Origin of the sequence: Puia dinghuensis (assembly GCF_014642875.1) — a bacterium.
GTDB classification, from domain to species: domain Bacteria; phylum Bacteroidota; class Bacteroidia; order Chitinophagales; family Chitinophagaceae; genus Puia; species Puia dinghuensis.
The window spans coordinates 733,598-747,698 of the sequence record NZ_BMJC01000001.1 but is presented as its reverse complement, the minus strand read 5'-3'; the positions used below and the strand labels follow the sequence as shown (position 1 = coordinate 747,698).

At 53.0% G+C, this 14,101-nt stretch carries 13 protein-coding genes; 11 read left to right on the top strand and 2 right to left on the bottom strand.

Annotation, left to right across the window (positions count from 1 at the left end; all coding sequences use genetic code 11):
* The first annotated feature begins 11 nt into the window (after positions 1 to 11).
* The 4 genes from gyrA (at position 12) to IEY39_RS02845 (ending at position 4,936) form a co-directional block, all read left to right on the top strand.
* Positions 12 to 2,576 carry a DNA gyrase subunit A gene (gene gyrA, locus IEY39_RS02860; RefSeq protein WP_188928335.1) on the top strand — a complete coding sequence of 855 codons (2,565 nt, stop codon included), beginning with the start codon at positions 12 to 14 and terminating at the stop codon, positions 2,574 to 2,576.
* Between the two features lie 126 nt (positions 2,577 to 2,702).
* Positions 2,703 to 3,980, top strand: coding sequence for a tetratricopeptide repeat protein (locus IEY39_RS02855; protein ID WP_188928333.1), 1,278 nt, complete (start codon positions 2,703 to 2,705; stop codon positions 3,978 to 3,980).
* 48 nt (positions 3,981 to 4,028) lie between these two features.
* The gene (locus tag IEY39_RS30315) at positions 4,029 to 4,664 is read left to right on the top strand and encodes a hypothetical protein (RefSeq protein ID WP_229688743.1); all 636 of its coding nucleotides are present in this window, start codon (positions 4,029 to 4,031) and stop codon (positions 4,662 to 4,664) included.
* Positions 4,619 to 4,936 (top strand): Kelch repeat-containing protein, encoded by a 318-nt coding sequence (locus tag IEY39_RS02845; protein ID WP_188930420.1) that lies wholly within the window; start codon positions 4,619 to 4,621, stop codon positions 4,934 to 4,936. Before IEY39_RS30315 ends, IEY39_RS02845 begins: the two co-directional genes overlap by 46 nt.
* Here IEY39_RS02845 and IEY39_RS02840 read toward each other — a convergent pair.
* Complete coding sequence (locus tag IEY39_RS02840; RefSeq protein WP_188928328.1) at positions 4,903 to 7,332, bottom strand: mechanosensitive ion channel family protein; 2,430 nt, start codon at positions 7,330 to 7,332, stop codon at positions 4,903 to 4,905. The genes IEY39_RS02845 and IEY39_RS02840 overlap by 34 nt on opposite strands.
* Before the next feature lie 39 nt (positions 7,333 to 7,371).
* A complete protein-coding gene (locus IEY39_RS02835) occupies positions 7,372 to 7,932 on the bottom strand; it encodes an HdeD family acid-resistance protein (RefSeq protein WP_188928326.1) in 561 nt (186 codons plus the stop codon).
* 160 nt (positions 7,933 to 8,092) lie between these two features.
* On the opposite strand from IEY39_RS02835, the gene IEY39_RS02830 reads away from it, so the two are divergent.
* The 7 genes from IEY39_RS02830 (at position 8,093) to IEY39_RS02800 (ending at position 14,008) form a co-directional block, all read left to right on the top strand.
* Entirely contained in the window at positions 8,093 to 10,267 is a 2,175-nt protein-coding gene (locus IEY39_RS02830; protein WP_188928324.1) for a hypothetical protein, read from the top strand.
* A 329-nt stretch (positions 10,268 to 10,596) separates the two neighbouring features.
* Complete coding sequence (locus IEY39_RS02825) at positions 10,597 to 10,776, top strand: hypothetical protein (protein WP_188928322.1); 180 nt, start codon at positions 10,597 to 10,599, stop codon at positions 10,774 to 10,776.
* A gap of 99 nt (positions 10,777 to 10,875) precedes the next feature.
* Positions 10,876 to 11,103, top strand: coding sequence for a hypothetical protein (locus IEY39_RS02820; RefSeq protein WP_188928320.1), 228 nt, complete (start codon positions 10,876 to 10,878; stop codon positions 11,101 to 11,103).
* A gap of 92 nt (positions 11,104 to 11,195) precedes the next feature.
* Positions 11,196 to 12,197 carry a metallophosphoesterase family protein gene (locus IEY39_RS02815; RefSeq protein ID WP_188928318.1) on the top strand — a complete coding sequence of 334 codons (1,002 nt, stop codon included), beginning with the start codon at positions 11,196 to 11,198 and terminating at the stop codon, positions 12,195 to 12,197.
* Complete coding sequence (locus IEY39_RS02810) at positions 12,194 to 12,754, top strand: YceI family protein (RefSeq protein WP_188928316.1); 561 nt, start codon at positions 12,194 to 12,196, stop codon at positions 12,752 to 12,754. The genes IEY39_RS02815 and IEY39_RS02810 overlap by 4 nt, the downstream gene beginning before the upstream one ends.
* Positions 12,755 to 12,761: 7 nt before the next feature.
* Positions 12,762 to 13,178 carry a c-type cytochrome gene (locus IEY39_RS02805; RefSeq protein WP_188928314.1) on the top strand — a complete coding sequence of 139 codons (417 nt, stop codon included), beginning with the start codon at positions 12,762 to 12,764 and terminating at the stop codon, positions 13,176 to 13,178.
* A gap of 89 nt (positions 13,179 to 13,267) precedes the next feature.
* A complete protein-coding gene (locus IEY39_RS02800) occupies positions 13,268 to 14,008 on the top strand; it encodes a hypothetical protein (protein WP_188928312.1) in 741 nt (246 codons plus the stop codon).
* The last annotated feature ends 93 nt before the right edge of the window (positions 14,009 to 14,101 follow it).

The following is a 14,101-nucleotide window of genomic DNA, read 5'->3' as shown; positions in this document are numbered from 1 at the left end:
CAACATTGAATATGGAAGATAACAGCACTCCGCTTGAGACCCAGGATAACAATCGCATTGTCCCTGTAAATATCGAAGAGCAAATGAAAACGGCTTACATCGATTACTCGATGTCGGTCATCGTTGGCCGCGCCCTGCCGGATGTCCGGGATGGGCTCAAACCCGTACATCGCCGTATCCTCTTCGGCATGAATGAGCTCGGCAACAACAGCAACAAACCGTATAAGAAAGCCGCCCGTATCGTCGGGGAAGTGATGGGGAAATTCCATCCCCATGGCGACGCGTCGATATTCGACGCCATGGTCCGCATGGCCCAGGAATGGAGCATGCGTTACCTCCTCGTAGATGGCCAGGGTAACTTCGGCAACCAGGACGGGGACGGTCCCGCGGCCATGCGGTATATTGAAGCAAGGCTTCATAGGCAGGCTGAATATATGTTGGAAGATATCGAAAAGGAAACGGTGGACTTCCAGCTGAACTTTGATGACTCTCTACAAGAACCGACCGTCCTTCCCACCCGGATCCCCCAACTGCTGATGAACGGCTCCAGCGGCATCGCCGTCGGGATGGCCACCAATATGATGCCCCATAACCTGTCGGAGGTGATCGATGGCTGCTTAGCCTATATCGACAAACGCGGGGACATCTCCGTCGAAGAGCTGATGCACTATATAAAAGCGCCCGACTTCCCCACCGGCGGCATCATCTACGGGATGGAAGGCGTCAAGGCCGCCATGCACTTCGGACGTGGTCGCGTAGTGCTCCGCGGCAAACTGCAAGTAGATACCAAGGCCAGCGGAAGAGAACAAATCATCGTCACCGAGGTGCCCTACCAGGTGAACCGCGACGCCCTCTGCGATCGTATAGGCCAACTGGTCAATGAGAAGATCATTGAAGGCATCGCGCATCTTAATAATGAGTCAAACAAGCGAGAAGGTACGCGCATTGTCATCGACCTGAAAAGGGATGCGGTGGCCAACGTCGTCATCAACCAGCTCTACAAACATAGCGAACTCCAGACCTCCTACGGCATCAACAACGTAGCCCTGGTGAAAGGCCGGCCCCGGACCCTCAATATCCGGGAGATGATCGGGGAATTCGTGGAATTCCGGATGGATGTGGTCACCCGCCGGACAAAGTTCGAATTAAAGGAAGCCGAGAAGAAGGCCCATATACTGCAGGGATATCTCATTGCGCTCGACCATCTCGACGAAGTTATCGCCCTTATCCGGGCTTCCTCCACACCGGAAATGGCCAAGGAAGGACTGATCAACGCCGGCTGGGGCCTCGACGAAATACAGGCAAAAGCCATCCTCGAACTACGCCTCCAGCGCCTCACCGGTATGGAAAGAGAGAAGATCCGCGCAGAATACGACGAGCTGATGAAGCTGATCGCCTACCTGAAAGAATTGCTCGCCGACGAAGCCAAGCGCTTCGAGGTCATCCGCAAAGAGCTGCTGGAGGTAAAAGATAAATTCGGGGACGAGCGCAAGACGGAGATCACCTACCTGGACAACGAGGTCAGCATAAAGGACCTTATCCGGGAAGAGGATGTCGTCATCACCATCTCCCATCTGGGTTATATCAAGCGGACATCGGCTACCGAATACCGCCAGCAGCGCCGCGGCGGCCGTGGCGCCATTGGGGGACGCACCCGGGAAGAAGACTATATCGAACACCTTTTTGTAGCTTCCACGCACCATACCATCCTTTTCTTTACCGAGAAAGGCCGGTGCTACTGGCTGAACGTTTATGAAATTCCCGAAGGGGATAAGAACAGTAAGGGCCGCGCCATCCAGAATCTCATCCAGATGCCGCCCGACGACAAGATCCGCGCCGTCGTGGATGTAAAAGACCTGAAGGACGAAGCCTTTGTCAACAGCCATCATATCGTGCTCTGCACCAAACAGGGTGTTATCAAAAAGACCTCGCTCGAGGACTTTAGCCGCCCGCGGCAAACCGGGGTCAACGCCATCACCATCGTCGAAGGCGACATCCTGCTGGAAGCCCGGCTCACCGACGGCAACTGCGAGATCCTCATGGCCGTAAAAAGTGGCCGGGCCATCCGCTTCGAGGAAGAAAAAGTACGGTCGACGGGTCGTGGCGCCATCGGCGTGGCTGGCATCGAAGTTGATGATGCAACAGATGAGGTGATTGGCATGATCTGTGTCAATAGGGAGGATAAGGCCCGGACGGTGCTGGTGGTCAGCGAGAAAGGATATGGCAAGCGCACCCCCATCGACGAATACCGCATCACCAACCGCGGGGGGAAAGGCGTAAAAACCATTAGCGTTACCGAGAAAACCGGTAAATTAGTGGGCATTCTGGACGTCACCGAGTCTGAAGACGACCTTATGATCACCTGTAAAAGCGGCGTCACCATCCGGATGTCGGTGGCCGGCATCAGCGAACAAGGCCGGGCTACCCAGGGCGTCAAGCTCATCCGGCTGGATGAGAACGATGAGATCGCCGCTATCACCAAACTGGATAAGTTGGAAGAAGAGACCAACGGCAACGGTAATGGTCATGGTTCCCTTCCTGCGGATCCAGGCGCCGAGCCGGCCCCGGAAGCCTAACGAGCCACAGGCTCGTTGCCCGAAGGGCCGACATTAGCTGATTATCGCCGAGGGGTTATTTTAGCCAAAACCCCAAAGGCGAGAATCCACGAGCCACATTGTATATCTAAACAAACATTCAATAAAATGAGAAGACTCTTCCTGAGTGGATTCCTTGCCATGATTGGTATGGGCCTGTTTGCACAAAGCGTCGACAAGGCAAAAGACCTGCTAAAGGCCGGTAAGGTCACCGACGCCAAAACACAGATCGACGGCGCCTTGACCTCCGACAAGACCCAAAAGAACGCCGAAGCATGGTATACCAAGTTAAAGGTATATAACGCGATTGCGGCAAACGATCAGTTGCGTGCGCAATTCCCCGACGCCCGCGATCAGGCATTCGACGCCCTGAAGAAATATGTAGACCTCGACGAAAAGGACAAGAAACTCCTGCTGTTGCAGATGGATGGCTTCAAACCGATAAACGAGATATACCAGGGGTACTTCCAGGTAGGCGCCAACGACTACAACACCGGGAAATATGACGACGCCCTGAAGAATTTCACCGGCGCCATCGGTGCTTCCGGCTATATGAATGCCAAAGGCTGGACCAAGCTGCCCATCGATACCACCTCCACCCTTTATGCCGGTATCTCTGCCGAAAAGGCCAATAAGAAGGATACCGCCGCTGTTTACTATGGTAAGCTGGCCGATGCAAAGATCGCAATGATCAACGGTACCAACATGATCGACATCTACAAATGGCTGGTGGATTATTACAATACAAAAAAGGATGACGCCAACACCCAGAAATACCTGGCCCTGGCAGAAACCCAATACCCCGACGACCTCTTCTGGCCAAGCACCCGCCTGGATATCCTCCGCGAAAAAGGTAACAAGGACTCCCTTTGGGCCGAATACGACCAGATTGTGGCACACTTCCCGAAGAATCATCTCTTCCACTTCAACTACGGTCTCGAGCTTTATCAATATGCCAACGACACTTCTTCGGGTCATCGTCCTGCCAACTACGATGCCCTTATCTCTAAGGCGCAGGAAATGCTGAAGAAATGCCTCGAACTGGAGCCTGACTATCCCCAGGCAGCGCTGGTGCTTGGTCAGATATCCTACAATGCCGCCGTAGACCTGCAGTCATCGACAAAGACGATCAAGGGCAAGACCCCCGATGATATAAAGAAGAGAGCCGATCTGCGCATCGCCGCCGGCAAGAAATTCGACGAAGCCATTCCTTATTTCGAGCAGGTGGACAAAGACCTGGGCTCCAAAGGAAAACTCAAGATGGATGAGAAAAACGCCCTGAAAGATGCTTACGACCTCCTGACCAACATCTACCAGGAGAAAAATATCAAGGACAAGATCGACTTCTACACGAATAAGTTCAACAACGTGGATAAAGATCACTAAAAAATGTCCTAATTTAGAAACCCCGGCCCCACCAGCCGGGGTTTTTTTATGCTATCTCCATCGAAGCGATATTGGGTCTGCCAGTGGTTGGGCTGGGGCGTCTATTCCTGCTTCTATTTCTATATCAATAGCGTCGGTTATATCGACAACGCATATAAGGCCCTGCTGTATTGCGCCGGCCTCATCATCGCCGGGGTTGCGCTTACCACCGGTTATCGTTCGCTGCTGTTACGCTTTCACTGGCTCGAGCTCCCGCTAAAAGTGCTGCTGTCGAGGGTGCTGTTGGCTGTCATCGGGATGGCCGCCGCCATGACGGCTTTCAACCTCTATATCGAGTGGGAAACCTTCCCGCAGTTTGTCCAGGATATCACACCGATATTGCTCGTACGCTATGGCGGCGCCTGGCTTGAGCTCTTCGTTGCCCAACGGAAAAGTCATGATCATCGGCGGCTCTGGCGATCTCCGGACGTCGGTGGAATTCTTCAATCCCGTCACCCGGAAGTTCGAAACAGGCGAACCGGCCCCCTTCGACCTCAATGGTACCGCGTTGGCGTTGCCGGATGGCCGCATCCTCATCGCCGGGGGAACCCAGGGCCATCAGCCGACGCGACTGGCGGGGAAAATACAACAGCACCGACGTGTTCGACCCGAAGACGAACCGGTTTACCCGTGGACCGGAGCTGAATTTCGAGCGGTTCAAGCTCGGCAACTCCATAATTACCCTGAAGAACGGAGACATCCTCGTGTTCGGCGGTGACCAGCACATCGAACAATTGCACGATGGCCGTTTCACCGTGGTGGCCGCCTTTGATCATCCCTATTACTTGTCTACGGCTACCCTGTTGCACAGCGGAGACATCCTGCTGGCCGGCGGCTATGGTAACAATGCCCAATGCGGCGAAGAAAGCTGGCTCTTTACCCCTCAGTCCACGACAATACCCTTATCATCCAGGTGACGATAAATGCTCGTTCGGATCTCGCTTGTCGTAAACTGCGATTTGGAAATATCCTTTATCCAGAAATAGACCTTTATCTCTTCGGTCTTGGAGGTGAGGGAATTGATAATTACTTCCGGCTCCCTTCGTTCCAATACGTTGGAATTTTGGCGGATAATGTCTTTGATCGTGTCCAGTTCTATCGATTCGCGATCGGCGGGCTTCTCGATGGTGAAGGACAGCGCCAGCCGGATATTGTTATTGCTCAGGGTCCAGTTGACGACACGGCTCGACAGCACATCCCCGTTGGGTATGATGACTTCCGCACCCTCATCGGTGAGCAGGGTGCTGCTGCGGATGCCGATCTCTTTCACCCGGCCCCGTTTGTCGCCTAATTCAACGGTGTCCCCTATACGAACGGGGCGGTCGAAGATGAGGATGATACCAGAGACGAAATTATTGACGATATTCTGCAGACCCAGGCCGACGCCGACACCAAGGGCGCCAAGTATCACCGTTATCCGGTCGACGGAAAGCCCCGAGGCGGCCACCGCCAGCAGGAACCCCCCGATGAGCAGGATAAGCCGCGTGATCAGCAACCGCGAACGCTGCCCGCGGTCATCCATAGCAGCATCATCCCCGGTGTCGCCAAAGAAATAGGCAATGAAGCGTTGCAGGAAATTGGCCAGCCAGATGATGGCAAGGAAGAGGAAAAGGCCCCCAATGGTAAAGGAGAAATTGCCTATCTGCCGCGAGCTGGTGAAGAAATCGGTCAGCAGGTCGTTCAAAGAATCGAACAGGTTAAGATTAGTGAAGAAAACGACCAGCCAAAGGAAGATGGCCAGTAAGAGGGCAAAGCGCCTCAGCGACCGGGTGACGGCAGCCAGATCGAAGGTCTCGGGGTAACCCTTGCGGATACGGCTGGCCACGATCTGTAACAGAAAGGCTTCGATGATGAGTTTTACAAAAACCGCCAGGGAGACGGTCTGTGCAAAGGTGTACACTGCCGTAGCGCCAAAGATCTGGGAGAGCGTCACCCTGCCGAAAAGATTACAGACGACGGCCAGCAGGTTCAGCGTGAGGTAGAGCCCAGCCGCCGCATAAACAAAGCGCAACTGCCCGCTCATCCGCCGCTTGCTGAAGACATAATACGACCCAAAGGCCAATGAAGCCAGGTCGACAAACAGTTCGGCCCAGCGCTGTGCAGAAAGCGGCAGCCCCAGGATGCGGATAATGGGCAACAGCAGGAAGAGGAAAAGAAAAATACACCAGCCCAGGAAGAGATAGCGCGACAAGTGCTTCTTCAGGATGAAGGTGAGCACGATCATCAGCAGGAATTCGACGGACTCGATATAGAAGGCCGGCGCATGCAGATCGAACAAGGGCGCCAGGCTGAGGACAAAGACGAAGGAGCCAGCGACAGGGTAGGGGTTGACAAAGGCAAATTGAAGGTCCCTGGTAACCTGTAGCCGCTTCATCCGTCGCAGCGTGCGAAAGTTATACCAGACCCATAAGAAAAACACCAGCCCGGTGATGAGCAGCCACAGCCGGTGGGTGCGGTTATTGGCAAAATAGAAGCGGGCCAGTTGCCGTTCGCTGTCGACAGATTTCTGCAAACTATTCGCCGAATAGGCTTTTGCAGCGGCTGTTCGCGGCTCCCACAAATATCTTCGCTCCTTTCCAAAAGCCTTGCTACCGACATCCGCTAAGGCTTCATCCACCCGGTAGGTGAGGTCGGATATAGTAATGGTATTGGCGGAAGCCTCGGATTTTAGCGTATTGATATAATTCCCGTTGAGGGCGATGAGGCTATCCGCTTCCCGCCACTTGCCCTTCAACTGCTGCAACTGGAACTGGAATGTATCTTTTAAGGCCGTATCCCGGAAGACATGCAAGATCAGCGTATCCTTCCTCAGGCCGGTGATCTCCTTCCTTATCCCTTCCAGGGCTGTATCGTAATGGTTGAGGGTCCTGGAATACTCTTTTACGTTGGAAGCAAAGGCGTCCAGCAGGGTATTGAACATCTGGAGATTGCGGACGTTCAGCGTGTGGTCGTCCTGCGCCATCCTTTCCTTAATAATGGTAAGTGCGGAATCTTCCTGGTCCAGCTGGCTATCGATGTCGCCCAATTGATCGAAAGATTCGGTGATCAGCGGCACCTTGCTCAGCAACTCGTACACCTTTTCCAGGTCTTCTGCATAGTCGCTGGTGGTGGGCACCGGGGCAGTAGTAAATAGCGTGGAGTCGAACTTGCGCCGGACATGTCTGAAAGCCTCCCGGTAGATCTGGCTCTTTCTTCGCCCACCTCTTGCCGAGTCTTCCCTCGCCGCCTTCTTCGCCGGCGATCTTGTCGTATCCTGGGCGTGAAGATCACAGATAGTCAAAAGGCTTATGGCTATAAAAAGAAAATATTTCATATGTAAGAATATGAATTAGCCGTAAAAATAGGAAAATAGTTACAACAACATATCCAGGGTATCCTCCATCTTCCGGTAGCGAAATGCATCGATCATATAAAATGCTCCCATAATGATGCCAAAGCAGCCGATGATCAGCGTAATGCTCGTAGCCCGGGCGAAGGGACTGAACAGGAGAAGCGAGCCAAATACAAAGAAGATCAACCCCACAAAAACGATGAAACCCCATCTGCCAAGCCGGTGGCGTAGCGCAAGCGCCGCCAGCATCTTAAGCAACCCCACCAGGAAAAGCCAGGAGCCGATGAAATAGGGCAGGGCGATAAAAGCTAATAAAGGATTCAACAGGAAAAGGATGCCAAAGAAGAGATGCAGGATGCTCTCGGCCTGCAGCCAGTTGCGTTCGCGCGGGCGCATCGGCCGGATAATGATCATGGCCAGCAGCAGCCCGCCATTCAGCAAAAGACCTATACCGGCGAATTTCGTCAGCTTCACATAGCTGCTCATCGGGTTGATAAACGCGAGAACCCCAACGCTGAAGAAGATGACACCCGCAATAAAGAGCAATCCCCAGGTGGCAACGTTTTTGGCAGGAGAAGACATAAAGCAATATACGCAGAATCACCACAAAATGGTATTGCACCCGTCCTTTTTCCAGGGTAAATTTACTCTCACATTTACCACCACACCTCCTTTCTTCCTGTTCACTCATTCGCGTGAACCATCCTGTACTGTATCGCCTTCAAACAAAAAACCAAACGTTATGTCAAACACCGATTTGTCACGCGAAGCCGTGCATTTACAAGCACGGCAACTTTTCCTATTGAATAAGATAGCCGAGGTTCCTATCCCCGCCGGGCAGAGTGGAGACACCTTCTGGGAAGAATTGAACTGCATCGGGTTTAACCCTGCCCAGTCAAGACTGGAGGCCACTGTGTCGATCAAGCAAACGACAGGGTACTCCGGCGGCCAATGCACTTTCGGCTCTACCGAATATATCCGTTTTTTTGTCGATTGGGGCAGCGGATATGTCGATGCCGGTCTCACCAGCTTTAGCGTTTTCGATGTCCCCGAGACTCCGCCAGGTCCCGGCATCCATCATCCCCTGAGCTATATGGTCTATATCCTATTGGATGATGCCCAGCACAGGCGCATCTGTCTGAGCCCGGTGCTGCCAAAGGTGAAGGCCATCCTTTCCTGGAACAGCGTGCCCAACACCGATCCCAACCAATCTATCGTCTATGGTAATGCAAAAGAGGCACAGATCCAGCTGAATCCGCGCCCCTGGTTGTTCATCGACTTCCTGCAGGCACAGAAGATAGCCATCGATATGCCATTGCTAAAGCAATTCGATCTCCATCAGCCTATCCCGGAAGCAGCCGATAAGACCGCCGACTTCATACAATTACAGACCAGCTATACCGAACTCAAGATCCCTGCCCACCGGTCGCTGTATAAAGTGGTCTATCCGGCCCTGAAACCCCTTGCAGCACCGGCAGCTGCCGTCCCCGGCTTCCAGGCCGACTATTTCAAAAAGATGGATTTCAACTGGGAGTCGCTGGCCGCCTTCCTGCTCCAGTCACAGGGGAATACGGACTTTGAAGAGGTGACCTGCGTCGGGCTCAACGCCGACAGGGACACGCTGGGGGCTGTCATCCATGTCAAAAAACAGGCAGGGTATAGCGGTGGTCTTTGTTGGGCGGGTTCTGTAGAATATGTGGCTTTCTGGGCCGATTGGAATAATAATGGCAGCTTCGACTCCTATCTCGGCACCGCGCAGGTAGGTGTACACGATATCACCGGTCTTTCGGCCGATGGCCTCTATTATTGCGTCAGCCTTCCCCTCGACCTGGCCAGTCATCTCAAAGCCTGTCAGACCCAGAATGTGGTTGGCATCAGGGCCGTGCTCTCCTGGGATATCCCACCGTCTACGACCAACTCAAACGAACTGAATTACTGGGGCAACCGGCTGGATGTCCGGGTGCTGCTCCGCGCACTCGAAACCATAGGTGGTAACATCGGCTTCCATTACCACGACATCGGCTCAGTACCCCTTAACCAGATAAACAATGGTTATGGCTTTGCAAGCCCCGTCATCACGCCATTCAACAACCGGCCCTGGGGCGCGGATATCCGCATAGCCGGCAGGTTCAACAATTCGGGGCCTGCGGGTACAGTCGACTACCGGGTGGAATTCTGTTCGTTCGACAGCCTCAACGACGCGGACTGGCAGCCGGTGACGCTCTCGCAGATCTTTTATCTGTATAACCCCGGCACCGGCTATTATGATAACGTGGTGACCCAAAACACCACCGACGGCTGGTTCCATTACCTCGAAGATTTTTCGGGCGGCACCGTCATCGATGAATACTACGCCATGCTGGCCACCTGGCACACCGCGGCAGTTCCCGTCCAGGGCAGCTATTATATCCGGGTGATCTATACTACCGACCATACACATGCCACCTTTGTGCGGACGGCCGCTGTCAATATCATCGTCAACAACCATCAGTATTCGGTGAACAGCGCTTTCCACAACTATATGAGCGGCGGCGCCACCCTGGATACCGCATATGATGTGGATATGATCTTTAATGGGGCAGGAGGGTGCATCAGCGTCACCGCCGGTACTTCGTTTGCCGGTCTGTTCAGGGCCGTCCACACCTATTTTGCCGAAGCCCAGCTCTATGTCCTGCCCGCAAATTCAGGCGCCATCCTTAGTTCGGGCGGTATCACCACTCCGCCAGGCGGAACGCTCGAGAGGGACACCACCTCCCTTGTTTTCAGCGGTTTCCCCGGCGAACCCTGGACCATGGACACATCAAAAATGGCCAAATGCGGTTATGTGCTGGTCCTGCAACCGTTTGAAAGGACGATCTATAGTAATGATCTCGATCTGCCGTACACAATCCTTTCCATCGGGTTTGCAATTGTATAGCGCAGCAAATGAAGGGAATGCACAAGGTGCCTCACGCAAAGGGGCACCTTTTTTTAAAAATTTTTGGGAAAAACTTGCAAGGTTGAAAAACGCACCCTACTTTTACATCACCTTCACACAGCGATTCCAATCTCCCCGACAAACCGCTATCGTACCCAATCTCCCGCGAATCACCTCTTTTTATTTTTATTATTCCTGGCTTTCAATTACTCCTTTCGATCTTCTTCAATTATCCTTTGCAATACCGGGTCTCCAATGGCTATGAGCTACCTCCAATAGTGTAACTCTTATTTAATCATAGTCTTTAATCATTCCAAAACGTACCCAGTATGAAAGCTCTTTTTACCATCCTCGTTCTCGCAGCCATTGTTTTTGTCTACGTCATCAGCTCTTCTTTTTATGTTCAAGGCGAACTGGTGCTTGCTTATTCCCTGATGCTCTCCGCCATCGCTTCCTTTGTATTTTGGGTCAAATCCATCAACCTGACCAAAGCCGTTGCTAAAGCATAAGCCTGCAAAAGCCGATCCAACAACAGCAGAGCGCATCTACAACAGCAGAGCGCTTCTACAACCAAAACTTCTTATTGCTAACACCGCAAAACCACAAAAATGAAAACGTTCTTTGCTTTCCTCACGTTGCCCGTTATCTTCCTCTTCTGTTTTCTCGCCGCTAAATGCTACGTCGCCGGCCAGTACTTTGTTGCCTATGCCCTGATAGCAAGCTGGTTTGCTTCCTTCACCCTCTGGATCCAAACCGTCGGCGGACTGTTTCAAAAGCCGGTTGTCGTTGCACCCCGCGTTCCCCGGGCCTATATCGCCGGCGCGAAAAACCGCTAAACCGCAGGTTTGATCAAGAATCCGGCCCGCTTCATGTAAAATGTTTGGGGCGCCCTGTCTGATCCGTTTTTTTTGCTTTACAATTTCAGCGTATGAAAAAAGCAAAACACGACGATCTAATCAGCGCCATCGAAAGTGAGGATGGCATCGACAGGGCCGGTTTTATCAAATGTATGGCCTGGGCCGGCACAGGCGTACTCTGGATGATGAGCGGTGGCGTTCTCAAATCCTTTGGGATGAGCCAGCTCATCGATAAAGGGACGGGCCGGATCAAATCGGGGCTGGCACTACCCACCTCCGATTTCAGCTTTGTCCAGATAAGCGATAGCCACATCGGTTTCAACAAACCCGCCAATCCCGATGTGGTTGGTACTCTCCAGGCGGCGATCGATAAGATCAATGGTCTTCCGACGGCCCCATCCTTTGTCCTGCATACCGGCGATCTTTCCCACCTGGCGCAAAAAGACGAGTTCGACACACTCGACCAGGCGTTGAAAAGCGTCAAGACCGGCAAGATATTCTACGTTCCCGGTGAGCACGATGTACTCAACGACGGCGGGAAGTCTTTTCTCGAACGGTATGGAAAAGGGACGAAGGGTCAGGGCTGGTACAGCTTTGACACCGGCGGTGTTCACTTCGTCGGCCTCAACAACGTAACCGACACCTCCGAAGGCGGCCTGGGTTCACTGGGCGCCGACCAGCTGCAATGGCTGGCGGATGACCTGAAAGGTTTGTCCAACAGTACGCCGATCGTCGTATTCGCGCATATCCCGCTCTGGGCCGTATACCCCCAATGGGGCTGGGGCACCCGGGACAGCGAACAGGCGCTTGCCCTGCTCAGACGATTCGGATCGGTATCCGTTCTCAACGGACATATTCACCAGACGATGCTGAAAGTAGAAGGCAACATCACCTTCCACACCGCTACGTCGACGGCGTTTCCTCAACCCCAACCCGGGTCGGCGCCCGCGCCCGGACCGATGAAAGTTCCCGCCGAAAAATTGCGCGGCCTTCTTGGGCTCACCAGTGTCAGCTACATCGAACATGCCCACAGCCTTGCCATCACCGACACTCCGCTAATCAGCCAGTCATGAGAACAGCCGCCCTGCAAATCCTCCCGGGATTACTCCTGGACAGCGTCCTCCTGCTGGCACTCTTCATTGCGACACCGGTGAAAGCCCAATACCAGCCGCTCGACAAAGGCTCTTCCGTACAGTTCAGGATAAAAAACCTTGGCTTCAACGTAACAGGCTCGCTCACCGGTCTGGTGGGAAAGATCAGTTTCGATCCGGCCCAGCCAGGGGACGCTGTCTTCGATGTCTCGGTCGACGCCAATTCGATCAATACGGACAACGACATGCGCGACGATCATCTTCGAAAGGAGTCTTATTTCAACGTAAAGCAATACCCGCGCATCAGCCTGATATCAGGAAAAATATCCCTGTACAAGAGAGGCGCTTACCTGTTTGCCGGCCGGCTTACCATCAAAAACCATTCACAAGACGTCAGCTTTCCCTTCACCGCGACGGAGATCGATGGCGGATATCAGTTCAAGGGAACCTTTACCATCAACAGAAAGGATTTCGATGTCGGTGGATTCAGCACCATCTCGGACAACCTGGATGTTACCCTGGATGTCATTGCTAAATAATTACAAGATGCCGTTGACTAAAACCACTATCGTTAGTTCTACCCTGGTTGCCGCTTTAGCTGTTTGTTCGGTGACCAGTTCGCCTGCAGGCCCGCAAAGTGAGTTTAAGAACCTGAGGGTCCTGCCACGGAATGTATCTTCGAAAACACTGCAAAGCATCATGATCGATGATTTCGAAGACGGATTGGGCGTGGCCTGCAGTTTTTGTCACGCTGAACAAAAAGGTTCGCACAAACTGGATTACGCCAGCGATGCGAAGCCCGAAAAATCCATCGCCCGCAACATGATGCGGATGACGCTGAAACTCAACGCACGCTATTTCCAGGTGCACCGACCGGGGTTGGGGGATCCCGGTCTGGTGATCACCTGCGCCACCTGTCACCAGGGAAAGCCCCGTCCCGATCTCAGCGCAGAGGGGCAATAGCATTAACATCTGATTAAGCAAAATGGCGGCCGGCATTTTAAACTCCGGCCGCCTCTTTTTTTCTTAGTACAAACATTAACTTAAAAACTATGAAAAAAGGACTTACCCTTTTGACAGGGGGCTTATTGGCCTTTGCTTTCCATGCCAGCGCTCAATTCGAACCCGGTACGCTTATGCTGGGCAGCACGCTGGGAACCACCACCTATACGGATGGCAGCAACAGCTATGCTTACGACAACGGCAACTCCCGTTCGGTCTCGAACAAGGCGTGGAGCCTCACCGCAGGACCTCAGCTGGGCGTTTTCATCAGCCCCAATGTTGTCATTGGTGGAACGATCTCGGTAACTGCAACCAACAACCGAACAAATACTACTACCCTTACGTCGGGTGTTCAGGGATCTAATTACGCCACTTCTACCAACTACACGGTGGGCTTCGGGCCTTTTATGCGCATCTACTTCGCCAATCAACCCGCCAACAACCTTTTCTTCATGCAGATTCACGGCAGCCTGGCGACGGGCAGCGGCACCAGCAGCGGAAATGGTTCTTCCCCCTCTTCGTCCTATAACACCACAGGCTCCGTGTCGAATATCCTCAACTGGAATGCCGGTGGCAGCTTAGGTGTCACGCACTTCTTCAACAAGCACGTTGGGATGGACATCGCATTGGGTTATTTGTATACGCACAATCAAAGCGACAACGCCAACTCGACACAGACGACGAATTCCGGCAACGGCAATACGACTACTACGACCAATAATTATACGCTCACCAGCCCCAGCAACGGTATTACTTTCAACCTCGGATTTCACTGGTTCTTATTTAATTAACACCGGGCGCTGTAGAATGGAATAAGCGGCCGGCCCAATGCGAAGATTGGGCCGGCTTCGTTGTTAAAATATTGTTTTTGCAATGTTTTTAAA

Bases quoted from the DNA above. Each gene is read 5' to 3' on its own strand.
- IEY39_RS02840 (WP_188928328.1), bottom strand. From the start codon at position 7,332: ATGAAATATTTTCTTTTTATAGCCATAAGCCTTTTGACTATCTGTGAT.
- IEY39_RS02825 (WP_188928322.1), top strand. From the start codon at position 10,597: ATGAAAGCTCTTTTTACCATCCTCGTTCTCGCAGCCATTGTTTTTGTC.
- IEY39_RS02810 (WP_188928316.1), top strand. From the start codon at position 12,194: ATGAGAACAGCCGCCCTGCAAATCCTCCCGGGATTACTCCTGGACAGC.
- IEY39_RS30315 (WP_229688743.1), top strand. From the start codon at position 4,029: ATGCTATCTCCATCGAAGCGATATTGGGTCTGCCAGTGGTTGGGCTGG.
- IEY39_RS02830 (WP_188928324.1), top strand. From the start codon at position 8,093: ATGTCAAACACCGATTTGTCACGCGAAGCCGTGCATTTACAAGCACGG.
- IEY39_RS02855 (WP_188928333.1), top strand. From the start codon at position 2,703: ATGAGAAGACTCTTCCTGAGTGGATTCCTTGCCATGATTGGTATGGGC.
- IEY39_RS02820 (WP_188928320.1), top strand. From the start codon at position 10,876: ATGAAAACGTTCTTTGCTTTCCTCACGTTGCCCGTTATCTTCCTCTTC.
- IEY39_RS02800 (WP_188928312.1), top strand. From the start codon at position 13,268: ATGAAAAAAGGACTTACCCTTTTGACAGGGGGCTTATTGGCCTTTGCT.
- IEY39_RS02805 (WP_188928314.1), top strand. From the start codon at position 12,762: ATGCCGTTGACTAAAACCACTATCGTTAGTTCTACCCTGGTTGCCGCT.
- IEY39_RS02835 (WP_188928326.1), bottom strand. From the start codon at position 7,932: ATGTCTTCTCCTGCCAAAAACGTTGCCACCTGGGGATTGCTCTTTATT.
- gyrA (WP_188928335.1), top strand. From the start codon at position 12: ATGGAAGATAACAGCACTCCGCTTGAGACCCAGGATAACAATCGCATT.
- IEY39_RS02815 (WP_188928318.1), top strand. From the start codon at position 11,196: ATGAAAAAAGCAAAACACGACGATCTAATCAGCGCCATCGAAAGTGAG.